General features: G+C 59.3%; 24 protein-coding genes, 1 tRNA gene and 1 riboswitch. Of the genes, 13 read left to right on the top strand and 12 right to left on the bottom strand.

Annotation, left to right across the window (positions count from 1 at the left end; genetic code table 11):
* Positions 1–16 precede the first annotated feature (16 nt).
* Positions 17–65, top strand: a riboswitch (SAM-SAH riboswitch).
* 6 nt (positions 66–71) lie between these two features.
* From metK to trpB, 10 genes are all read left to right on the top strand, one after another.
* Positions 72–1253 (top strand): methionine adenosyltransferase, encoded by a 1182-nt coding sequence (gene metK / locus VWZ81_RS13350; protein ID WP_340544431.1) that lies wholly within the window; start codon positions 72–74, stop codon positions 1251–1253.
* 245 nt (positions 1254–1498) lie between these two features.
* On the top strand, positions 1499–2146 hold the full coding sequence (locus tag VWZ81_RS13345; protein ID WP_340544432.1) for an ATP-dependent Clp protease proteolytic subunit: 648 nt from the start codon (positions 1499–1501) through the stop codon (positions 2144–2146).
* A gap of 105 nt (positions 2147–2251) precedes the next feature.
* A complete protein-coding gene (trmB, locus tag VWZ81_RS13340; protein WP_416543306.1) occupies positions 2252–3016 on the top strand; it encodes a tRNA (guanine(46)-N(7))-methyltransferase TrmB in 765 nt (254 codons plus the stop codon).
* Positions 3017–3144: 128 nt separating this feature from the next.
* Complete coding sequence (aroA, locus tag VWZ81_RS13335) at positions 3145–4494, top strand: 3-phosphoshikimate 1-carboxyvinyltransferase (protein ID WP_416543305.1); 1350 nt, start codon at positions 3145–3147, stop codon at positions 4492–4494.
* Entirely contained in the window at positions 4491–5096 is a 606-nt protein-coding gene (gene cmk, locus VWZ81_RS13330) for a (d)CMP kinase (RefSeq protein WP_340544436.1), read from the top strand. Before aroA ends, cmk begins: the two co-directional genes overlap by 4 nt.
* A 392-nt stretch (positions 5097–5488) precedes the next feature.
* A complete protein-coding gene (gene rpsA, locus VWZ81_RS13325) occupies positions 5489–7168 on the top strand; it encodes a 30S ribosomal protein S1 (protein WP_340544437.1) in 1680 nt (559 codons plus the stop codon).
* 341 nt (positions 7169–7509) lie between these two features.
* Positions 7510–7794, top strand: coding sequence for an integration host factor subunit beta (gene ihfB / locus VWZ81_RS13320; RefSeq protein ID WP_008560927.1), 285 nt, complete (start codon positions 7510–7512; stop codon positions 7792–7794).
* Positions 7794–8144 carry a LapA family protein gene (locus VWZ81_RS13315; RefSeq protein WP_340544448.1) on the top strand — a complete coding sequence of 117 codons (351 nt, stop codon included), beginning with the start codon at positions 7794–7796 and terminating at the stop codon, positions 8142–8144. The genes ihfB and VWZ81_RS13315 overlap by 1 nt, the downstream gene beginning before the upstream one ends.
* Before the next feature lie 6 nt (positions 8145–8150).
* Positions 8151–8801, top strand: a complete 651-nt coding sequence (locus tag VWZ81_RS13310; protein WP_416543304.1) for a phosphoribosylanthranilate isomerase — start codon at positions 8151–8153, stop codon at positions 8799–8801.
* A 135-nt stretch (positions 8802–8936) separates the two neighbouring features.
* Entirely contained in the window at positions 8937–10190 is a 1254-nt protein-coding gene (gene trpB / locus VWZ81_RS13305; RefSeq protein ID WP_416543303.1) for a tryptophan synthase subunit beta, read from the top strand.
* A 93-nt stretch (positions 10191–10283) separates the two neighbouring features.
* On the opposite strand, the gene VWZ81_RS13300 is transcribed toward trpB, so the two are convergent.
* From VWZ81_RS13300 to VWZ81_RS13270, 7 genes are all read right to left on the bottom strand, one after another.
* Positions 10284–10667, bottom strand: a complete 384-nt coding sequence (locus tag VWZ81_RS13300; protein ID WP_340544451.1) for a DUF2237 family protein — start codon at positions 10665–10667, stop codon at positions 10284–10286.
* A gap of 9 nt (positions 10668–10676) precedes the next feature.
* A complete protein-coding gene (locus VWZ81_RS13295) occupies positions 10677–11840 on the bottom strand; it encodes a serine hydrolase domain-containing protein (RefSeq protein ID WP_416543302.1) in 1164 nt (387 codons plus the stop codon).
* Positions 11841–11917: 77 nt separating this feature from the next.
* The gene (pth, locus tag VWZ81_RS13290; protein WP_416543301.1) at positions 11918–12670 is read right to left on the bottom strand and encodes an aminoacyl-tRNA hydrolase; all 753 of its coding nucleotides are present in this window, start codon (positions 12668–12670) and stop codon (positions 11918–11920) included.
* Positions 12671–12870: 200 nt separating this feature from the next.
* Positions 12871–13500, bottom strand: a complete 630-nt coding sequence (locus tag VWZ81_RS13285; protein WP_340544454.1) for a 50S ribosomal protein L25/general stress protein Ctc — start codon at positions 13498–13500, stop codon at positions 12871–12873.
* A gap of 128 nt (positions 13501–13628) precedes the next feature.
* Positions 13629–14792: an alpha-hydroxy acid oxidase gene (locus tag VWZ81_RS13280; RefSeq protein ID WP_340544455.1), complete on the bottom strand. Its 1164-nt coding sequence runs from the start codon at positions 14790–14792 to the stop codon at positions 13629–13631.
* Between the two features lie 153 nt (positions 14793–14945).
* Complete coding sequence (gene trpA, locus VWZ81_RS13275) at positions 14946–15737, bottom strand: tryptophan synthase subunit alpha (protein ID WP_340544456.1); 792 nt, start codon at positions 15735–15737, stop codon at positions 14946–14948.
* A gap of 108 nt (positions 15738–15845) precedes the next feature.
* Positions 15846–16358: an acyloxyacyl hydrolase gene (locus VWZ81_RS13270; protein WP_340544457.1), complete on the bottom strand. Its 513-nt coding sequence runs from the start codon at positions 16356–16358 to the stop codon at positions 15846–15848.
* A 297-nt stretch (positions 16359–16655) separates the two neighbouring features.
* Between VWZ81_RS13270 and ychF the strand changes: the two genes are divergently transcribed.
* From ychF to VWZ81_RS13255, 3 genes are all read left to right on the top strand, one after another.
* Positions 16656–17753 (top strand): redox-regulated ATPase YchF, encoded by a 1098-nt coding sequence (gene ychF / locus VWZ81_RS13265; RefSeq protein ID WP_416537256.1) that lies wholly within the window; start codon positions 16656–16658, stop codon positions 17751–17753.
* Positions 17754–17907: 154 nt separating this feature from the next.
* Positions 17908–18828: a nucleoside hydrolase gene (locus VWZ81_RS13260; RefSeq protein WP_340544460.1), complete on the top strand. Its 921-nt coding sequence runs from the start codon at positions 17908–17910 to the stop codon at positions 18826–18828.
* Between the two features lie 177 nt (positions 18829–19005).
* A tRNA-Ser gene (locus VWZ81_RS13255) sits at positions 19006–19095 on the top strand.
* Between the two features lie 613 nt (positions 19096–19708).
* On the opposite strand, the gene VWZ81_RS13250 is transcribed toward VWZ81_RS13255, so the two are convergent.
* The 5 genes from VWZ81_RS13250 to VWZ81_RS13230 form a co-directional block, all read right to left on the bottom strand.
* Positions 19709–20386 (bottom strand): DUF2461 domain-containing protein, encoded by a 678-nt coding sequence (locus VWZ81_RS13250; protein ID WP_416543300.1) that lies wholly within the window; start codon positions 20384–20386, stop codon positions 19709–19711.
* A 9-nt stretch (positions 20387–20395) separates the two neighbouring features.
* Positions 20396–20740 carry a TfoX/Sxy family protein gene (locus VWZ81_RS13245; RefSeq protein WP_416537259.1) on the bottom strand — a complete coding sequence of 115 codons (345 nt, stop codon included), beginning with the start codon at positions 20738–20740 and terminating at the stop codon, positions 20396–20398.
* The gene (locus tag VWZ81_RS13240; RefSeq protein ID WP_340544464.1) at positions 20740–21138 is read right to left on the bottom strand and encodes an MAPEG family protein; all 399 of its coding nucleotides are present in this window, start codon (positions 21136–21138) and stop codon (positions 20740–20742) included. The genes VWZ81_RS13245 and VWZ81_RS13240 overlap by 1 nt, the downstream gene beginning before the upstream one ends.
* Before the next feature lie 12 nt (positions 21139–21150).
* A complete protein-coding gene (locus VWZ81_RS13235) occupies positions 21151–21537 on the bottom strand; it encodes a VOC family protein (RefSeq protein ID WP_416537260.1) in 387 nt (128 codons plus the stop codon).
* Positions 21538–21604: 67 nt separating this feature from the next.
* Positions 21605–22840, bottom strand: a complete 1236-nt coding sequence (locus VWZ81_RS13230; RefSeq protein ID WP_416543299.1) for an RNA polymerase sigma factor — start codon at positions 22838–22840, stop codon at positions 21605–21607.
* Positions 22841–22842: the final 2 nt, after the last annotated feature.

Below are 22842 nucleotides of genomic sequence, written 5' to 3'. Positions count from 1 at the left end.
GCGTACTGCGGATCGATTACTGCCACAACGGCTTCCTGGCGTGGCAGGCTAAACCCAACGGAGCACCTTTCATGACCCGCACGAATTATACCTTCACCTCGGAATCGGTTTCCGAGGGCCATCCGGATAAGGTCTGTGACCGTATCTCGGACGCTGTTCTTGACGCCTTTCTGAGCGAAGAGCCTGAGGCCCGCGTTGCGGCCGAAACCTTTGCTACCACCAATCGCGTGGTGATCGGGGGGGAAGTGGGTTTGTCGGATCAGGACAAACTGCACGACTACATGGGCCGGATCGACGAAATCGCCCGCGCCTGTATCAAAGACATCGGCTACGAGCAGGACAAGTTTCACCACGAAACCGTCGAAATCACCAATCTGCTGCACGAGCAGTCTGCCCATATCGCACAGGGTGTTGATGCGGCCGCCGACAAGGAAGAGGGTGCCGGCGATCAAGGCATCATGTTTGGCTTTGCCACGAATGAGACCCCAGCGCTGATGCCGGCCCCGATCCAGTACAGCCATGCGATCCTGCGCCGGCTTGCGGAAGTGCGCAAGAATGGCTCCGAGCCGACGCTTGGCCCGGACGCAAAATCGCAGCTGTCGGTGGTCTATGAAAACGGCAAACCCACACGCGTCAGCTCATTGGTTCTGTCGACACAGCATCTCGATGAAACGCTGACCTCCAACGATATCCGTGCCATCGTCGAGCCTTATATCCGCGAAACCCTGCCGGATGGCTGGCTGACGGATGAGACGGTATGGCACGTCAACCCGACGGGAAAATTCGTCATCGGCGGACCGGATGGGGATGCGGGGCTGACCGGTCGCAAGATTATCGTGGACACCTACGGTGGTGCGGCGCCTCATGGCGGCGGCGCGTTTTCCGGCAAGGATCCGACCAAGGTCGACCGTTCGGCCGCCTATGCCGCGCGCTATCTGGCCAAGAACGTCGTCGCTGCGGGCCTCGCCGATAAATGTACAATCCAGTTGTCCTATGCGATCGGCGTGGCCAAGCCGCTGTCGATCTATGCGGATACCCACGGCACCGGCGATGTTGATGCGGCCCGGATCGAGGCGGCCATTGATCAGATCATGGACCTCACGCCTCGTGGCATTCGTCATCACCTCGGCTTGAACAAACCGATCTACGAGCGAACAGCGGCTTATGGGCACTTTGGCCGTGAGCCTGACACAGATGGCGGGTTCAGCTGGGAGCGCACCGATCTGGTCGACGCGCTGACAAAAGCGATCTGACGCCATTAGGCGATAAGACAAGAACGACAAAGGCGGGGAAGTCCCCGCCTTTTTTTCATCCAGCCGTAGCCGCTCATAACGGCCTTGGCAAAAGACGTGGAAGATCGGGCGCTTTGCTGGCAATATAGCTGCGAACCCGGATCTACATGGAATTGCGTTTGCCCTGTCTTCGTTATGTTCTGTTATTTTCTCAACGCGCCCCTGCCAGGGCTGCGCAATGCGGCTTGCTTGGACTTGTTGCTCTGATGTCTGTTGGCCTCACCGGGCTTGGCCCCGCCATGGCCCGCGAGACGCTGCCCGCGAAGTTCAAGATAGACGGCAATACGCTGATCTATGACACCGACGCCCAGTTTGCTGACAACGGAGATGGCACATCTCAGGAGACAGCCGGTGAGATTACGGATGATGATATCGAACCTTTCCGTGAAATCCTTGATGCGAACCCGGCCATAACACGGCTGCAGCTCAATAGCGGCGGCGGCAGCGTCTACGCAGGTGAGACGATTGCCGACATCGTTCAGGGCCACGCGCTTGATACCTGGGTGGTCGGCGAATGTATCAGCGCCTGCGTCGATATCTTCCTGGCCGGTGATCGTCGCCAGATGACGCTGGGATCAAAGATCGGCTTTCATCAGCGTGATTGGGCGCCCAAAGCGGTGCAGAGCTATTATCGCCTGTGGCGCAAGGATGAGAACTGGGCGACGCCTTTTGAGTTCGGCACCTGGATCTATCGCGACACGCAGTCGGAGGTCTTTCGGCATCTGAAGTATATGATGCAGCGCGGTGTTGATCCGGCCTTTGCGATCGAAACGTTGAAGACCGAGCCCGAGGACGTCTGGTACCCGACCCGGTTGCGGCTGATGGCGGCCGGGGTGCTGCGCGAGAAGCCTTGATAGGGCTTGCCCCGAACAGCATCTATTGCCGGCTGACTTGACCCAGACGCAAGCATGGGGCAGAGGGGCGGCCAGGTTTTGAACGCGCGATAGGAAAGTCTCCCGATGTCTGATGACAGCAAACCCACCCCGGCGCCTACTGGCGACAGCCGGCCCAATGCGGTTGACAAACATCAGAGCGGTGCGCCCTGGCGGAACTTTTACGGGCGGCTCAAAGGCAAGCAGCTGAAAGACAGCCAGCAGCGCTACATCGACGAAGATCTCGCCTCACTCAGCCCGGGCGCTGTTGGCTGGGACGTGAACCCCGATCGCTCCGATCTTGATCTGGCGGCGATGTTCGGAGGGCGCGATGTCTGGCTGGAAGTTGGTTTCGGCGGCGGCGAACATCTGGTGCATCAGGCGAAGTCGAACCCGGATGTCGGGATCATCGGCGCAGAACCCTATATCAACGGTGTCGCTATGCTCTTGGGCAAGATCCGCCGCGCGGGGGTGGACAATATAAAGGTCCATCACGGCGATGCACGCGATCTGATGGATGTTCTGCCGGAACAGTCGATCTCCCGTGCCTTTTTGCTCTACCCCGACCCCTGGCCTAAGGCCCGCCATCACCGTCGCCGTTTCGTGACCCAAGAGCATCTCGAGCCGCTGGCAAAATGCCTAAAACCGGGCGCGATCTTCCGGGTGGCAACCGATATCCCCGATTATGTCCGCCAAACCATGGAAGAGGTGCCGCAGGCCGGATTCGAGTGGCTGGCAGAGGGGCCGGATGACTGGCGCGTGGCCTGGGATGACTGGATCTCGACCCGCTATGAGCAAAAGGCTCTGCGCGAAGGCCGTACGCCCCACTATATGACCTTTCGTCGCCTCTGATCTCATTCGCGCCCGTCCGACGAACACGATATTCTGCCGGGAATGGCGGCAGCGGGAAAACACGCTGGACCGAAACCGAGCGATTGGGTAGGTCCAATTGTGAACGCTAGCATTTCGAAAGGTTCCTCATGTCCGGACACGGTACGCCCATCCCGATGACCTCGCACCGCGCCGATCCGCTGACCGGCATCGCTGAGGTTCCAGGCGACAAGTCGATTTCGCATCGCTCGCTGATCCTTGGGGCGCTGGCCGTTGGCGAGACCAAGATTTCGGGCTTGCTGGAAGGTGAGGATGTCCTGGATACAGCCAAGGCGATGCAGGCGATGGGGGCGGAGGTCATCAACCATGGTGGCGGAAACTGGTCGGTGCATGGCGTCGGCGTCGGTGGTCTGGCCGAGCCGGATCAGGTGATCGACTGCGGTAACTCCGGTACGGGCGTACGCCTGATCATGGGGGTTATGGCGACCTCTCCCATCACAGTGACATTTACCGGCGATGCCAGCCTCAACAAGCGGCCTATGGCGCGGGTGACCGATCCGCTGGCCCTGTTTGGTGCGCAGTCTGTTGGCCGCTCGGGCGGACGTCTGCCGATGACGATTGTCGGTGCCGCGGATCCAACCCCCGTGCGCTACACCGTTCCGGTGCCCTCGGCGCAGGTGAAATCCGCAGTCTTGCTGGCCGGTCTGAACGCACCCGGAAAGACGGTGGTGATCGAGAAAGAGGCGACCCGCGACCACTCTGAGCGCATGCTGGCAGGCTTCGGCGCCGAAATCACTGTCGAGGATACCGATGAGGGGCGCGTTATCACGCTGACAGGACAGCCCGAATTGAAGCCGCAGGTCATTGCGGTGCCGCGTGATCCTTCCAGCGCGGCCTTCCCGGTATGTGCTGCGTTGATCACTCCCGGATCTGATGTGCTGGTCCCCGGTATCGGCCTGAACCCGACGCGGGCAGGGCTGTTCTACACGCTTCAGGATATGGGCGCGGATCTCACCTTTGAAAACATGCGCGAAGAGGGTGGGGAGCCGGTGGCCGACCTGCGCGCACGCTATTCGCCCGAAATGATGGGGATTGATGTCCCGCCAGAACGCGCCGCCTCGATGATCGACGAATATCCGGTTCTGTCTGTGGTGGCGTCTTTTGCCACCGGCAAAACGATGATGACCGGTGTGAAGGAGCTGCGCGTCAAGGAAAGCGACAGGATCGACGCGATGGCCCGTGGCCTGCGGGCCAACGGCGTGATGGTCGAGGAGGGCGACGACTGGTGGGCGGTCTCTGGTCTCGGTCCGGAAGGTGTGCCCGGTGGCGGCACCTGCGAGAGTTTTCTCGATCACCGCATTGCAATGTCCTTCATGGTCATGGGCATGGGAGCGCAGAAACCGGTGACGGTTGACGATGGCACGCCAATTGCCACCTCCTTTCCGATTTTCACGTCCCTGATGACCGGTTTGGGGGCACGGCTAGAGACACCGTCATGAGCTTCACGGTCGCAGTTGATGGCCCCGCTGCTGCAGGTAAGGGCACGATATCGCGGGCGGTTGCGGCTCATTTCGGCTTTGGTCACCTGGACACCGGGCTGCTCTATCGTGCCGTTGGCGCGCGGATGCTCGCAGGTGATAAGCCGATTGAGGCCGCGCTTGCGCTGCTGCCTGAGGATCTTGAGCGCCCTGAACTGCGTACGGCACAGGTGGCCCAGGCCGCCTCAAAGGTTGCTGTGATCCCTGAAGTGCGCGCGGCCTTGGTCGATTTTCAACGCGCCTTTGCCCGTCGGGCTGGGGGCGCGGTGCTGGACGGGCGGGACATCGGCACCGTGATCTGCCCGCGTGCGCAGGCAAAGCTTTTCGTGACGGCAAGCGCCGAAGTGCGCGCGCAGCGACGTTTGCAGGAGCTGATGGCTGCTGGAAACCCCACCAGCTTTGCCGAGGTGCTGGAAGATGTGAAGGCCCGCGATGCACGCGACACAAACCGTTCCGAGTCGCCTCTGAAACCTGCCAGCGATGCGGTGATCCTAGACACCAGCGCGTTGAGCATTGAGGAAGCTGTGGCGATGGCCATTGCAGCCATTGAGGCACGCCGCTAGCGGCCGTTGGCAATCCCTAATCCGCAGTTTGTAGGGCAGATCAGATAGCCATGTCACGGCGATAAGCCGCTGTTGCGTCCCATGGCAGAGCGAAACCTCGCGTGCTTTTGCTCGTTCCAGCGGTTATTGTCGGTGTGCCGGCCCGTCCTTTGTGGAGATTTATGACGGTTTCCCTTGCGCCGAAGGGGGAATCCGCATACTAAGCGCGCTGTCACTATAGAGGCGGTTAACGCACGGGCGGCATTCTGAGCAGGGTCGGGGCATACCTCGGCCCTTTGTGTTTGTCTGATCAGACCGGCATGTGCTGCGCCTCATACGGACCAATCTTCAAGACCGGCGGAGACAACCGCCCGGCCAGATAAAACCGATTTGTAAAGGAAACCTGAGACCACATGGCTCAAGACACATCGATGGAGGAATTCGAAGCCCTCCTGAACGAAAGCTTCGAAATGGACACACCCGAAGAAGGGTCTGTCGTAAAAGGCAAGGTCATCGCAATCGAAGCGGGCCAGGCCATCATCGACGTCGGCTACAAAATGGAAGGCCGCGTTGAGCTTAAAGAATTCGCAAACCCTGGCGAAGCTCCCGAAATCTCTGTTGGCGACGAAGTCGAAGTCTTCCTGCGCGCTGCTGAGAACGCCCGTGGCGAAGCTGTTATCTCCCGCGAGATGGCCCGCCGCGAAGAAGCATGGGATCGCCTGGAAAAAGCATACGCAGACGACCAGCGCGTCGAAGGTGCGATCTTCGGTCGTGTCAAAGGCGGCTTCACCGTCGATCTGGGCGGCGCAGTTGCATTCCTGCCCGGTTCGCAGGTTGACGTGCGCCCCGTGCGCGACGCTGGCCCGCTGATGGGTCTGAAGCAGCCGTTCCAGATCCTGAAGATGGACCGTCGTCGTGGCAACATCGTTGTGTCCCGTCGTGCGATCCTCGAAGAGTCCCGCGCCGAGCAGCGCGCCGAAGTTATCGGCAACCTGTCCGAAGGCCAGGCAGTGGACGGTGTCGTCAAGAACATCACCGAATACGGTGCGTTTGTTGACTTGGGCGGCGTTGACGGCCTGCTGCATGTCACCGACATGGCATGGCGCCGTGTGAACCACCCCTCCGAGATCTTGTCGATCGGCGAAACCGTCAAGGTTCAGGTCATCAAGATCAACAAAGACACCCACCGCATCAGCCTCGGCATGAAGCAGCTGCAGGAAGATCCGTGGGATCTGGTTGGCGCCAAATACCCGCTGTCCTCCGTGCACAAGGGTCGCGTCACCAACATCACCGATTACGGTGCATTTGTTGAGCTGGAGCCGGGCGTCGAAGGTCTGGTTCACGTCTCCGAGATGTCCTGGACCAAGAAGAACGTCCACCCGGGCAAGATCGTCTCCACTTCTCAGGAAGTCGACGTCATGGTTCTGGAAATCGACGGTGCCAAGCGCCGCGTTTCCCTGGGCCTCAAGCAGACCATGCGCAACCCGTGGGAAGTCTTTGCTGAGACTCACCCCGAGGGCACCCAGGTCGAAGGCGAAGTCAAGAACATCACCGAATTCGGTCTGTTCATTGGCCTCGACGGCGACATCGACGGCATGGTTCACCTCTCCGACCTCAGCTGGGACGAGCGCGGCGAAGACGCGATTCAGAACTACCGCAAAGGCGACATGGTTTCGGCCGTTGTTTCCGAAGTGGATGTCGAGAAAGAGCGTATCTCGCTGTCGATCAAAGCCCTGGGCGGCGACAAGTTCGCAGAAGCCGTGGGCGGCGTGAAGCGCGGCTCCATCGTGACCGTGAACGTCACCGCCATCGAAGAAGGTGGCATCGAAGTGGAATACGAAGGCATGAAGTCCTTCATCCGCCGCTCCGATCTGTCGCGTGACCGTGCCGAACAGCGCCCCGAGCGCTTCTCGGTTGGTGACAAGGTTGATGTGCGCGTGACCAACGTGGACAGCAAGACCCGCCGTCTGGGCCTGTCGATCAAAGCACGCGAAATCGCGGAAGAAAAAGAAGCTGTCGAACAGTACGGCTCCTCGGATTCCGGCGCATCGCTGGGCGATATCCTCGGCGCAGCGCTGAAAACAGGCGACTGATTTCAGCAGCCAGCCTAGGCTGACGAGTATGAACGGTCCTGCCCTGTTGGGTGGGGCCGTTTCTTTTTGTCGCAGGCCAATCCTCTCTCCCGTGGCGGCAGGCGGGGGGAAAACACCGCCGGGCCTGACTGCGAATCACAAAATCTGTCCCGACCCTTGCAGATGAATCCGGCGTGCCCCATCTCTGCTTTGTGGGTGAAAGCCGCCTGAACGAGCCTAATGATAGGCAAACGCTGACTTATTTGCGGGGCAGGCCCGTATCCACTGTTCCCGGTTTGAGGTTTTGTACCTATAGTCGGTGGATAGAAACTGTGCCTAGCTTGGCTTGGGAGGGCCGAGAGATGATCCGCTCGGAATTGATCCAGAAGATTGCAGACGAAAACCCGCACCTGTATCAGCGTGATGTGGAGCGGATCGTGAATACCGTGTTCGAAGAGGTGACCGACGCAATGGCGCGCGGTGATCGTGTGGAGCTGCGGGGCTTTGGCGCCTTTTCGGTGAAACAGCGGGATGCGCGGGTTGGTCGCAATCCCCGTACCGGCGAAACGGTCCATGTTGAGGAAAAACACGTGCCGTTCTTCAAGACAGGTAAACTCTTGAGGGATCGCCTGAACGGAAAAGCCTGATGCGCTATATTCGCTATGCCTATCTTGGGGTGATTGCTATCGCCCTTATCTCTGTTTCTTTGGCGAATCGGGGGCTGGTTGAACTCAAACTGATGCCCACGGCTTTTGCCGAACTTCTGGGATATAATTTTCAGATCACGTTGCCGCTGTTTGTGGTGGTTCTGGGTGGCATTGCGGTTGGTTTGATCATCGGCTTCATCATCGAATGGCTGCGTGAACACAAACATCGCCGCGAAGCAGATCTGAAGGCTCGCGAGGCGAAGAAGCTCTCGCGCGAGGTCAATCGCCTGAAGAAGCAGAAACACGAGGGCAAGGACGAGGTCCTCGCTATTCTCGACGAAGCGAGCTGACGCCCCATGGACATTCGGGTCAAGATCTGTGGGCTGAAAACGCCGGGCGACATCGCGGCTGCGGCTGAGGCGGGCGCCGCCTATATTGGTTTCAACTTCTTTCCGAAATCCCCCCGGTCTGTGACCCCGCAGGAGGCGGCAGTACTTGCTGTTGAGGCGCCGATGGGCTTGTGCAAGGTCGCGTTGGTGGTCAATCCGGATGACGCCCTGCTGGATGAAATCACCAGTGTTGTACCATTGGACATGGTTCAGTTGCACGGGCAGGAAACGCCGGAGCGGGTTGCGCAGGTCAAAGCACGCTACGGCCTGCCGGTGATGAAGGTTCTAGGAGTCTCGAATGCTGAGGATATCCAGGGGATCGAAGCCTACGAATCCGTTGCGGACCAGATTCTCGTCGATGCCAAGGCGCCGAAGGGGGCCGTTCTTCCCGGCGGCAATGGGGTCATCTTTGACTGGGGTCTGCTGGCGCGCAAGAAATACTGGCGGCGGCCCTGGATGCTGGCAGGCGGCTTGACGCCTGAGAATGTCGCCGAGGCGATCCGGGTCACCGGCGCGCGCCAGGTCGATGTGGCCTCCGGTGCAGAGAGCACGGTTGGCGTGAAGGATCCGGCCCGCATTCGTGCATTCTGTGAAGCCGCCGGTGCGCCACGCCGCTGAGCGGCACCTTGGCTCCGGCGATCCAACGCCAGCGCCGCGACATTGCGCATCAGCCTCGATAATCCGCTGCACCTCTCTTTACCCGGGGCAGGCTGCGCTATACTCATATCGAGCGCCGCGAAGAAGGAAAGAACCATGGCCGAAGATCTATTCAACAGCTTCATGAACGGTCCCGACGAACAGGGACGGTTTGGTATTTTCGGGGGACGGTTTGTCAGCGAGACCCTGATGCCGCTGATCCTCAGCCTGGAAGAGGAGTATGATCGCGCCAAGGATGATCCAAGTTTCTGGGCGGAGATGGATGACCTTTGGAAGAACTATGTGGGTCGCCCCAGCCCGCTCTATTTCGCCGAGCGGCTGACGGACCATCTCGGCGGTGCCAAGGTTTATCTGAAGCGTGATGAGCTGAACCACACCGGCGCGCATAAGATCAACAATGTTCTGGGGCAGATCCTGCTCGCCCGCCGCATGGGCAAGAACCGGATCATCGCCGAGACGGGCGCCGGGCAGCATGGTGTCGCAACAGCAACGGTCTGCGCCAAGTTCGGCCTGAAATGTGTGGTCTATATGGGCGCTCATGATGTGCAGCGTCAGGCGCCCAATGTCTTCCGTATGCGGCTTCTGGGTGCTGAGGTGATCCCGGTCACCTCGGGGCGTGGAACGCTGAAAGATGCCATGAATGACGCGCTGCGCGACTGGGTGACCAACGTCCACGACACCTTTTACTGCATCGGGACGGTGGCTGGCCCACACCCCTATCCGGCGATGGTGCGCGACTTCCAGGCCGTGATCGGCAAAGAGGTCCGCTGGCAGCTCGCGGAGCAGGAGGGGGAGGGTCGCCTGCCTGACACTGTGATTGCGGCCATCGGTGGCGGATCGAACGCCATGGGCCTGTTCTACCCCTTCCTTGATGACAAATCGGTCAACATCATCGGGGTCGAGGCCGGCGGCAAGGGTGTTGACGAGAAGATGCAGCATTGCGCATCTCTAACTGGCGGTCGCCCGGGGGTGCTTCACGGCAACCGAACCTACCTGTTGCAGGACGACGACGGGCAGATCCTTGAGGGCTTTTCGATCTCTGCCGGACTGGACTACCCGGGGATCGGGCCGGAACACGCCTGGCTGAATGATATCGGCCGCGCCAACTACGTCTCCATCACCGATAAGGAGGCGCTGGAAGCGTTTCAGCTATCCTGTGCGCTGGAGGGGATCATCCCGGCGCTTGAGCCAAGCCATGCACTGGCGCATGTGATGAAGATCGCACCGGATCTGCCAAAAGACCATATCATCGTGATGAACATGTGTGGTCGTGGCGACAAGGATATCTTTACCGTCGCCCGTCACCTCGGCTTTGACATGTCTGACACCGAAGGCCGCGACAGCGACTGAACCTGCCACAATGCGCGAATAATCAAGAAAAAGGCGCCTCGCATCGCGGGCGCCTTTATTCGTGGCTCTAGGCTCGCAGGCGGTCCGCTGCGCCTAAGAGGTTTCCCCTGATGCAGCATGGTTTTTCAGCACGCTGAGCGGAACGATCTCCAAAGCACGCTTATGTGTCGCCGCAAGGTTGACCTGTGGTGCGCAACCTTCGTCAGCCGCCTGAAGGAAACGCGCGGCACAAAGGCACCAGCTGTCCCCGGCCTTCAGCCCGGCAAAGCCGAATTCGGGGCGCGGTGTGGAGAGGTCATTGCCGACGTATTTGGAATAGGCCAGAAACTCATCCGTCATCACCGCGCAGACCGTATGGCTGCCCTGATCCTGCGCGCAGGTGTTGCAATGGCCGTCACGAAAGAACCCGGTCATCGGAGCGGTGGAACAGGAGGCCAGGGCTCTCCCGAATACGTTTATGCTGTCGTCTTGGTCCATGGTCGGATCCTACAGAGATTTGGCAAGGGCCCGCAGTATTCTGACGTTTTCATCAGCGACACCGGGATCACGGAACCGCCGATCAGCGCTGGTTACCACAATCACCACCTCGCGGGCCTGATTGATATAGATATACTGCCCGTAGACCCCTCTGGCCAGAAATTCGCCCGGTACGGCATTCTTGGGGATCCACCATTGAAACCCATACCCGATACGACCGGCCTTTGTCGGCGCCGATGGCCGGGTGGAGGCGGTGATCCAGGCCTGCGGAACCACCTGCATGCCGTTGTAGCGGCCGTTCTGGGCAATCATCTGACCAAAGCGTGCATAGTCGCGCGTGGTCTGGTTGATCCCTCCCAGCACAAAGGCAACGCCCTCGCCATCCGTCAGATAATAGCCCGCCTGTTCCAGGCCGAGATGCCTCAGTATTTTCTCTGACAGGAGGTCCGGGACGGTGCGGCCCGTTGCCCCGCGGATGACCATTCCCAGCACATGGGTGTCGATGGAGACATACTGCCAGGCCTCGCCCGGGGCTCCGATTGTTTCGGTCAGGCCAGCGGCGAACTCATCCAGCGTGCCGCCAAGCGCCAGCGTGCGCCCCATACGGTTGATGTCGGAGTTATAGTCCAGATAATCCTCGTTGAACTTAACTCCGCTGGCCATATTCAACACATTGCGGATGCTGGCCCGCTCATAGGCACTGCCCTTCAGGTCGGGCGCATACTCGATGACAAGATCATCGAGCGAGCGGATCTTATCCTCCTGCAACAGAATGCCCAGCAGCGCCGAGAGGTAGCTCTTGGCCATCGACCAGGAAATCCGCAGATCACCCGGCTTTGTCCCCTGATAATAGCTTTCGTGACGAAGCTGACCGCCCTTCAGTACCAAGAGAGACGTAACCGTCCGCTCATTGATCCAGTCTTGGGCGCCGGCTGGCAGCGTCATTTCAACGCCGCGCGGCAGGGGGCTGACCGCAGTGTCGCCACGATCAAGGGGGACCGTCAGGAATGCCGCCTCCATATTTGAGAAATTAGAAACAATACGATCTGCATCAAACAGCCTGTTCACGGCCATCAGACGGCTCAGCGACTCTCGCTGCCAATAGGCAAGGGCGGCCGCGCAGATCAGTAAGGTTATGAGAAAATAGGAAAATAGCTTTAAATATCGACGCATAAAAATCCTCCTCGGGCGCGGCTGAGCCTAGCCAGCCGGAGCCTGCCCGCGCAAACAGGACGCAACGGAAACTTTGATTACTTGAACTTGTTCAGCAGCCGCTCTATGGCGGATGGCTGGGGTTGATTGCCGGTGTCAGTTCTATCGGCTTGTGAAGGCTGGGAGGGCTGCGACTTGGCCGTGTCTCCGGATTTTGCCGCTTTTTCCGAAGGTACGGCAGCTTTCTGTCCCTTTGGCGCCGGCCCGGCGCTCGAGCTGCGCGGTGGAGCCACGCGCAGGGCAACGGCATTCATGAATTTTCCGCCATCTCCCGCCGCCAAATGGGCGGCGCCGTCGGAGATACCGCGCATTAGATCATCGAGCCAGACCTCATCTGCCTTCGCGAAATCGCGTAGCACATATCCTGCAACGGCGTCCTTGTGACCCGGGTGACCGATACCGAGCCGCACGCGACCGTAATCTGCACCGATATGAGAATGGATCGAGCGCAGCCCATTATGGCCTGCATGGCCGCCGCCCTGTTTCACCCGCGCCTTCCCCGGTGCAAGGTCCAGCTCATCGTGCAGGACAATCACATCGACGGGGGCGAGTTTATAGAACCGCATAGCTTCACCGACGGACTGACCGGACAGGTTCATAAAGGTCTGCGGTTTCAGCAGCAGGACCTTGGTTTCGCCAAGCATACCTTCACTGATCTGGGCCTGGAACTTTGATTTCCAGGGCGAAAACCCGTGGTCGCTCGCAATCTGATCCAGCGCCATAAAGCCGATATTGTGCCGGTTGCCTGCATATTTCGCGCCGGGGTTTCCGAGGCCAACAAAAAGTTTCATGGACAATTCTACGATGTGTTTGGTGTGGGGCTCTATCTCATCAGGCTACATGGCGCGTTTGCGAACAAAAATCCAGCCCCTGACGCGATTCGACATCCGTTTGAAAGGTGGCGACCTGCCAAGACTGCCGCCCATATCTACAAAAAAAAGCGAGGCCAAAGATGGCCTCGCTTCGTCGTTCCGGACCTTTCGGTCGGAGCTTATTCTTCTGCGGCCACTTCGGCTTCGTCTTCAGACGCTTCGTTGTCAGCGGACTTCAGGCCCGACGGAGCGGAGATGTTGGCTACAACGAAATCGCGGTCGATGGTCGGCTTTGCGCCTTCCGGCAGTTTGATTGAGGAGATGGTGACGGTATCGCCAACATTCAGACCGTCAAGATCAACAACCAGCTTCTCGGGGATGTCGCCAGCGGTCACAACCAGCTCAACCTCGGGACGGACGGCGGTCAGAACGCCGCCACGCTTAATGCCGGGGGCTTTGTCTTCGTTGATGAACTCTACGGGAACGAAGAGATTCACCTTCGAGGTGCGACGCAGACGCATCAGGTCGAAGTGTGTCGGCAGGTCCTTGACAACGTCACGCTGAACGTCGCGGCAGATCACGCGCACGTCTTCCTGGCCTTCCACTTTCAGGTTCCACAGGGTGGACTTGAAGCGGCCGGCTTTCAGTTTTTTCAGCAGTTCGTTGAAGGGGATCTGGATCGACATCGGTTCGGCATCGCCACCGAAAACAACACCAGGAACCATGCCAGCACGACGTGCTGCACGAGCGGCGCCCTTGCCCGACCCCGTACGTTCTTGGCAAACAAGATCAGGAATCTGACCAGCCATGATAATTCTCCAATTTGATAATGGGGGTGCCTCCAAGGCTGTCACCCCGCGTGAAGCCGTGCGCATAGACCGGATTGGCTGATATTGCAAGTCGCAAACCGGAAATACGGCTGTCGCCGCGCCGTATGTTACTGCCAGCGCCCGCCGAAATCTTCGGGGATCAGCAGGTTGTGACGACCCAGATTGGCGACAGATTTCTCACCGCATAGCGCCATTGTTGTATCCAGCTCCTTGTGCAGCACCTCCAGTGCCCGGGTGACGCCGGCCTGTCCCATAGCGCCGAGCCCGTAAACAAAGGCGCGCCCGATCATGGTTCCCGTCGCGCCAAGGGCAAGTGCCTTCAGGATATCCTGGCCGGAGCGGATGCCGCTGTCCAAATGAACCTCGATCTGATCGCCTACAGCCTCCATGATTGCAGGAAGCATCTGAATGGAGCTCAGTGCGCCATCCAACTGGCGGCCACCATGATTGGAGACCACGATTGCGTCGGCACCAACTTTTGCTGCCATCCTGGCATCTTCTACATCTAGAATTCCCTTCAGGATGACCTTGCCATCCCAAAGCTCGATCAGCTTGGCAATCTTGCCCCAGTCGAGCGAGGGGTCGAATTGTTCCGCTGTCCAGGCACCCAGTGACGAGGCGTCCGAAATACCGTCCACATGGCCGACGATATTGCCGAAGTTGCGCCGCTTGGCGCCCAGCATCTGCAGGCCCCAGGTCCATTTGGTCATCAGGTTGGCGATGGTCTTTGGGGTCAGCTTCGGCGGTGCGGAAAGGCCGTTTTTCAGATCCTTGTGCCGCTGGCCAAGAATTTGGAGGTCCAGCGTGATTACCAGGGCGGAGCATTTGGCGTCTTTTGCACGCCGGATCAGACGACGGACATAATCCTCGTCCTTCATCGTATAAAGCTGAAACCAAAAGGGTTTTGTCGTAGCCTCGGCCACGTCCTCGATCGAGTTGATGGACATTGTCGACAGCGTGAACGGCACGCCGAAAGCCTCGGCGGCGCGGGCTGCTTTTATCTCGCCATCGGCATGTTGCATACCGGTCAGACCAACCGGCGCGAGGGCAACAGGCATCGACACTTCCTGCCCGATCATCCGGCTTGCGGTGCTGCGGCCAGCCATATCGACCGCCACCCGTTGGCGCAGTCGAATCTTTTCAAAATCGCTGGTGTTGTCGCGAAAGGTCTGCTCGGTCCAGCTGCCACTTTCTGCATAGTCATAGAACATGCGTGGGACACGCCGTTCATAGATGCGTTTCAGATCGTCGATATTGGTAATGACTGGCACGGTGTCATCCTCGCCCTTGTTTGGTAATAATTTATTACCAATCCATCGGGTGAGATGCAATGCAGGATGCTCGCGCGCGGATGTGAACGGCAAAAAAGCCGCACCCGATGGGATGCGGCCTGATGATTGTTGGCGGCGATCAGCTGATTGCGATCAGGCAGCGTGTGCCCCGTCAGAGAGAGACTTTACGAAACTGAGGACCTCGGCGACGGATTTGCCTGCGCCAATCTGGCCGACAATGGCAGAGCCGACCACCGCGCCATCGGCGACGGAGGCGATGGCCTTTGATTTTTCAGGCGTATTGATGCCAAAGCCGACGATAACAGGCAGATCGGTATTGGCTTTGATCCGCGCCACTTCCGGTCCGACATTGGTCGCTTCGGCTTCGGCTGCACCTGTGATCCCGGTGATCGAGACGTAATAGACGAAACCGGAGGTGTTTTGCAGGACGCGGGGCAGGCGCTTGTCGTCGGTGGTAGGAGTGGCCAGTCGAATGAAATTCAGCCCTGCCTCCTGCGCGGGGAGGCACAATTCGCTGTCTTCTTCCGGCGGCAGGTCAACCACGATCAACCCGTCGATGCCAGCTGCCTTGGCGTCTTTGAGGAACTTATCAACGCCCCGGCTATAGATAGGGTTGTAGTATCCCATCATCACGATGGGTGTGGTGTCGTCTTCGGCGCGGAACGCACGCGCCAGCTCAAGTGTGCGCTCAAGGGTCATACCGGCTTCCAGCGCGCGCTGTCCGGCCAGCTGAATGGTCGGGCCATCGGCCATCGGATCGGTAAAGGGTAGGCCCAGTTCGATCACATCGACGCCCGCCGCGGGCAGCCCCTTTACCAGTTCAAGCGAGGTGTCGAAGTCAGGGTCACCCGCCATGACATAGGCGACAAAGGCCTTTTTGCTGGCAGCTTTCAGTTCGGCGAATTTGGCATCAATGCGGGTCATGATCGGGCCTTTTGAATGTGTCCGCTTCGGTGTGCCGAATGTTGCGGCGGAAATCAATCCCGCTCGCCTTATTGCCACGCTGCTCCTCCGCCAGGCGGGCGCCTGCCTCTAGCCCTTGAAGGGGACGTGCCAGCGTAGCAGAAGCGAATTTACCCCGGGGTTGATATCGGCTGTGGATGCGTTTGATTTATGGGTCAGCGCCAGCGACAGAGATTTGCCATTTGCGAATTCCTTGCCAAGGGCGATTGCGCTGCGAATTTCAAATGTTGAGCCCAGATCGTTGAGCCGGACACTCTCGGCGTAGGCACCGGGCATTACGCTGGTTTCAATGAACCAGCCGCGCTGGAGATGCCACGTGCCGACCGCACCTGCGCCGATGAACAGATCGCCAGTGGTTTGCAAATCAAGTGCGGCACCAAAGGCTGCGTCGAAGTTGCCACGCTGCCAGAACGCATCATGCTGGTATTCCACCGAGATCAATGCGCTATCCTCTGCCCCTTCACGGGAAAAGCTTGAATATCCTGCACCAAAGATCCAGTCGGCGGCAGCCGAAGGGAGGGCGCTGGCAAGCGTCAGGGCGCAGGCGAGGGGCGTCGCGGTAACGAAGGTGCGTAATGTCATTGTCAATAGTCTCGTTTTGGTCAGCCTAGCTGAAATGAGCCGTTAAATCATAAGAATGTCCACCTTCTGGCGGGGCAAAGGGATCACATTCCGATCAAAGGAACGCGAGTGTCGCCAATTGGTTGCACCTTGTTTTGAAATTTTCCTTGCTCAGAACCTCCGCATCGGGACTAGGTCTTCACGGCTCTTTGCACCAGCCTCGACCGGGGCGCTTGGCGGAGGGGGCGGGAGATGCGCGCTTGCGTCACTTCGAAATGCTGCCTAGAAGCACCTCCCAAGTGGCATCAGGAGGCCGAAATGGGCTTTAAAATGGGAATCGTGGGTCTGCCGAACGTCGGCAAGTCGACCCTGTTCAACGCATTGACGAAAACCGCATCGGCGCAGGCGGCGAACTTTCCGTTTTGCACGATCGAACCGAATGTCGGTGAAGTCGGCGTGCCCGATGCCCGGCTGGACAAGCTGGCGGCCATTGCGGGCTCTAAACAGATCATCCCGACGCGGATGACATTTGTTGATATCGCAGGCCTGGTCAAAGGCGCTTCGCAGGGCGAGGGTCTGGGCAACCAGTTTCTCGCCAACATCCGCGAAACCGATGCCATCGCCCATGTGCTGCGCTGCTTTGAAGATGGCGATGTGACCCATGTTGAAGGGCGCGTTGACCCGGTTGCCGATGCCGAGGTGATCGAGACTGAACTGATGCTGGCCGACCTAGAAAGCATTGAAAAACGCCGCGCCAATCTGGTGCGTAAGCTGAAGGGCAACGACAAGGAAGCTCAGCAGCAGGACCGCCTTCTGGCGGCGGCACAGGCGATGTTGGAAGATGGCAAACCCGCGCGTCTGGTCGAGGTCGACGCAGAGGACGCCAAGGCCTGGAAAATGCTGCAACTGCTGACAACCAAGCCAGTGCTTTATGTCTGCAACGTCGGCGAGTCGGAATCGGTCGAGGGCAACGAGCATTCGGCCAAAGTGGCGGACATGGCTGCGGCTCAGGGCAACAGCCATGTGATCATCTCGGCCCAAATCGAAGAAGAAATCAGCCAGCTGGAGCCGGAGGAAGCAGAGATGTTCCTCTCCGAAATGGGACTTGCCGAGGCTGGTCTCGACCGGCTGATCCGTGCAGGCTACCAGCTGTTGCACCTGGAGACCTATTTCACCGTTGGCCCCAAGGAAGCACGCGCCTGGACCATCCGGTCCGGTACTGCGGCACCGCAGGCGGCGGGCGTCATCCACGGCGATTTCGAGAAAGGTTTCATCCGCGCTGAAACCATCGCCTATGACGATTTCATCGCCCATAACGGCGAACAGGGTGCCAAGGAAGCGGGCAAGATGCGCGCCGAGGGCAAAAGCTACATCGTCAAGGATGGCGATGTGCTGCACTTCCTGTTCAACACCTGATCTTTCTGCTCTCCGCGACAATATTGGTGCCCGTCTTCCAGTGAAGGCGGGCATTTTCTTGATACAGCTGTTGTCTATTCCTGAAAGTGGCAGGCTTGAGTTGCCGCTAACGGAAATGCTAAACCCGCACGATTAATTAGTCGGAAGGATAAAAATGACAAAGCTGATCATCGACACGGATCCCGGTATCGACGATGCCATGGCGATTTTCTACGCGGCCGCGGCCCCGGATATCGAGCTACTCGGGCTGACGACAATCTTTGGCAATGTGACCACCAAAACGGCCACCCGTAACGCGTTGCGTTTGCTGGAAGCTGCGGGTCTGGACCTGCCAGTCGCCCATGGCGCCGAGACCCCGCTGGTGCTGCCGCCGTTTACGCCCTCTGCCCATGTGCATGGCGCCGAAGGGTTTGGCGACATTCCGGCCAAGACGCCGAAAGGGCAAGCTCTGGAGGAGGATGCAGCTGACTTCCTGATCCGCATGGCGCGCGAGCACAAGGGTGAGCTGGTGATCTGTCCGATTGGTCCGCTGACCAATATCGCCCATGCGATTCAGCGCGACGCCGAGTTTGCAAAAAATGTGAAACGGATCGTGATCATGGGTGGCTCGCTGGAAGAGGGCGGCAATATCACCCCCCACGCCGAAGCCAACATCTATCACGACCCCCACGCGGCCGACGTCGTCTTCGGCTCCGGCGCGCAGGTCGAGATGGTCGGTCTGGATGTCACGCATCGCATTCTGTGCACCGCCGAGGATTTCTCCGCCATTGCCGCGCAATCCCCTGAGCTGGGTGGGATGTTGCAAGAAATGTCGGTCTTCTACCTGCATTTCTATGAAACCGTCGGCAAGTTTGACGGCTGCTCGCTTCATGATCCGGCCGCAGTCATTGCCTGCACGCATCCTGAGTTGTTCACGGCGCGCTCGGTTGCAATGGAGGTGTCCTGCGACGGTGAAACGTCAGGCGAAACCCGCCTTGCCACAGACAGCGACCGCAAGCCGATCGACGTCTACATGGCAGTTGACGCCGATGCGGTGAAAACTCTGTTCCTGAAGCGGCTTGCCATCCTGCCCTGAAGCGGTGCGCGACGATGGTTTCCTTCGTCCGAACAGCGTCTCACATCGCCCCGCTGCAGCACGCCTGCGGCGGGGCGATTGCTGTTTTTGTCCCCCTGGTCAAGGGCTGCAATTTTTTTGCCGAAAACAGCATTTCGCCCTTGTTCTTGGCTTGGTTGCGCTGATAGACGGGTCAGCGGAGACGTGGCCGAGTGGTCGAAGGCGCTCCCCTGCTAAGGGAGTAGGCCCGGAAGGGTCTCGTGGGTTCGAATCCCATCGTCTCCGCCATCTTCCTCAATATTGTCGTATTCTGTTTCTCTTAATGTTGGGGTGGAATAGGGCGCTCACGATGGATTTCCATCCGGCTGATGAGCCGCACATATTGGGGATCGCTCTGCCCTGAGGGCCGTGAATGTGGTCCTCTTGACCACCTTCGCTTTCGCGTCGGGCGCCGGTATCGCAGGTGCGGGCCGCGCGAAACGGTCTGGATCAGCCTGTGTCTTGGATCGAGCGGCGGGCTGCCACTATCTCGCTCAAGGCGCCATGCTCCAAGCGGACAACGTCGGCAATCGCGCCGGAATCCTCTCTGTGTCCGTGAAGCAATCCGCTTACCGGTCGCGCCTCGGCTGTAAGCACATGGCCATGGATGCAAATAGTCGTTCACCGAGGCCTTCGCCAACCGACTTGGCGGCCGGTCGCCCGATATGGTTTTGCGGCGATAAGCAAGCCGAGTAAATTCATTATGGTCACCGCGCCACGCTGAGATCGGCCTCCGCTCTGCCGCCGTCTATCGGGCTCTGTCATCTAGAGGTGCTTCAGGCCTATCAAATGACGCGCGTCAACCGCCTGTATTCCCACACAAGTGTCATATTGCGACCGTGCCGATGATACTGCGGATTCTTTAGCAGGGGCCGGTAGGGGAGCCGATGTCGGAAAGCAGGTCAAATACCGGGATGAGCTTTTGAAACGTCGCAGTGCTACGTTCGACGAGATCTGGCCCCGTGACAAAGGCTGTGTCGGTGATGTCGATCCATGCGGCAAACCCCTTGCGTCGCAGTGCAACCTCGTTCGGATGATCCTTATCAAAACCTTTGGGGACCCGTTTCAGGTCCGGCTCACCGATGCGGATACCTGAGGCACGCAGTTCGTCCGTCAATGCGATCAACTCGGCCCCTTTAGGACCCGCCATCGCCCTGCGGAAATTGGCGAGTGCTTCGTTGTCGTATTGAAACACGCCACAGCCCAGCGTCAGCTTCTCAGGCGAGAGACCGAAGAACCACATGGGCGGCTGCGCGGTTGTTCTTTCTGGTCTCAAGGCGACGTGGATATGAGCGTTGTAGGGCGTCTTGTCCTTGGAGAAGCGGACGTCGCGATGGATACGGAAGATCTTGCTGCTATGCGGTTGACCGGTCAGCGCACCAAGTGCGCTCTCCATGTGAGCCGCAAAGACCTTGGTGGGATCTTTGATGCAGTGTTCATATGTCGTTTTATGTGCCGTGAACCAGTCTTTGGTGTTGTTCGCCTTCAGATCGCGCAGGAATTGCAGCGCATCGGGGCTGTAGCTGTCGAATGTATTCATGATTGTCCCTCACTTTTTGGCGGGCAGGGCTGCTGCATGTGCCAGGCATTGCTGCAGCCAGCGCTTCATTGCGGGGTCCGGGCAATCGGCCTCATCTACCAGGATGAAGCCACCCAGCTTGCGCTTGCCGTGGATGACGACGCGGGCGGTCGGGTCTGCAAGGGCGGCCGCTTCGTTCTCCTTGCCGATACGGAACATAAACCGCCCGACACCATCTTTGTGCCGTCGCGCACCGCAAAGCATATTGCCGTTCAGGAAAAAACACACACCGCCCATCATCCGCTTTTCAGTGATCCCCACATGCGCGGCGAGTGCGCCGCGCATGTGTTGGCTAAGGCCTTCGTCATAAGGCATCAGGCAGCCCCAAATAGTTGCCACAGGATGGCGATGGCGAGCATGAACATCGCCAAGGTTGTCAGCGCGGCACCGACGGCGCGCCCTTTACTATCCGCCGATGCAAGCAGGCCAAAGTAGTGGATGAGCCGCGCCAGGATGAGCACGGCACCGCATAGGGCCACCAGCCAGGCTGCGGTTCCGGCGATTTCAGCACCGGCGAGGGCCAGAAGCGCAAGCGGCACATATTCGACAAAGTTGCCATGGGCCCGGATCCGGCGCAGCAGCACATCATCGTCACCATGCAGCAGCAGGATGCCGGTTTTGGCCCGGCGCACCCCGACCGAGATCGCCATCGGGATGCTGAGAAGGACGAAAATCGCCGTTACGGCCAGCGCGATCTGTGGTGTTTGTTCCATCTGAGCGCGTCCTTAGGCCGGGTTCTGGGCATAGGTGATCACTGCAAAGCGGGCGCCCTGCGGATCTGTGAGCGTTGCCATGCGACCGACACCGGGCATATCCATGGGGGCTTGCAGGACGGTTGCGCCTTTGGCCTTTGCGGTGGTCACGCAGCTGTCCACATCGGCAACGGTAAAGAAAATCGTCCAGCTTCCGCTCTCCTCGGGCATGGGAGAAAAACCGCCAATCGCCGTTTCGCCCACCGCAATCGCCGAGTAGCTGGACCCGTCCTGCATCGGCATATTGTTGATGGTCCAGCCTAGCACCTCCTGATAAAAGGTTTTGGCCTTCTCCTGATCCGGCCCGGAGTGCCCGATCCAGCCGGCGTTTCCAATTGCTGTCATCTCAAGAATGCTCATATGTCTTCTCCCTGTTTGCCTGCCCGAATGCAGGTCTGACCCAAGGACGCATGACCACTCCCAACCCCTACACGTCGGGCAGTTCTTTTTTGCTGAGCGCGATTTTTCCTTGAACGGCGGCGCGTTCCGGTGCTGTCGGGTTGAGTGAAAGCGCTGCTTCAAACGCCTTGATGGCCGCTGGATGATTGCCGGTGTCCTGCAACAGTCGGCCTCTCATGGCATGAAACCAGCGGTATTGCGACAGATCGTCAGCCAGCGGCTCCAACGCGGCCAACGCGTAGGCAGGGCCTTCAATCCGTGCCTCCGCTGCGATGAGGTTGAGACGCACAACGGGCGAAGGCTGCAGGGCATAGAGCGCGGCGTAATGCGCAGCGATCAGTGACCAATCGGTCTCTTCTGCGGAGGGCGCGCGGGCATGGACCGCAGCAATCGCGGCCTGAATGATGTAAACCCCCCGATGATTGATCCTCTGGGCCTTTTGTAGCAGCGCCGTCGCCTCGGCGATTTGGGAGAGATCCCATCGGCTGCGGTTCTGATCCTCCAACGGGACGAGCTGGCCATCAGCATCCATGCGTGCGTCACGCCGCGAATGTTGAAACAGCAGGAGCGACAGAAGCGCCGCCTGCTCGCCCATGGCCGGGAACAGGTTTGCCAGCAGACGAGCGAGGCGGATTGCCTCTTCGCAGACTGTGAGCTTGATCTGGGTCTCACCACCAGAAGCCGACCAGCCCTCGTTGAACATCAGGTAGACCATCAGCGAGACCTCACCCAGCCGCGCGCCCCGCTCCTGCGGGCTGGGCGTTTCAAAGGCGACGGTACCACTGGCAATTTTCTTCTTCGCGCGGGTGATCCGTTGTTCCATGGCCTTCGGTTTGATCAGGAAGCCGCGTGCAATTTCCGCAACGCTGAGCCCGGCGACGATGCGCAGCGCGATGGCAATCTGATCGCGCCGTTCCAGCTCCGGGTGGCAACAGATGAACAACAGGCGCAGGACGTCATCGCGCAGTTCATCGGGATCAGGGGGTGCCTCTGTCATGGGTTGAAACTCTGCACAGTGCCGCGCCAGGATGGCATGGTGCCGCTGGGACTTGCGCAGCGTGTCGAGCCCCGCGTTGCGGGCGGTGGCCAGCAGCCAGGCCAAAGGATCACGGGGTGCGCCGATGTCCGTCCAGACCTTGAGGGCTTTGAGACAGGCCTCTGCAAAGGCGTCCTCCGCGATGTCTATATCGCGAAAGTAGCGGGTCAGCGCGGCCAGCGCCTGCGGACGCTGTCTGGTGATTGTTGCTTCTAGCCAGTCCGACACAT

This window comes from Phaeobacter sp. JH20_34, from assembly GCF_048056095.1.
In the GTDB taxonomy this organism is placed as follows: Bacteria; Pseudomonadota; Alphaproteobacteria; order Rhodobacterales; family Rhodobacteraceae; genus Phaeobacter; species Phaeobacter bryozoorum.
This window is presented reverse-complemented; position numbering and strand designations above follow the sequence as displayed.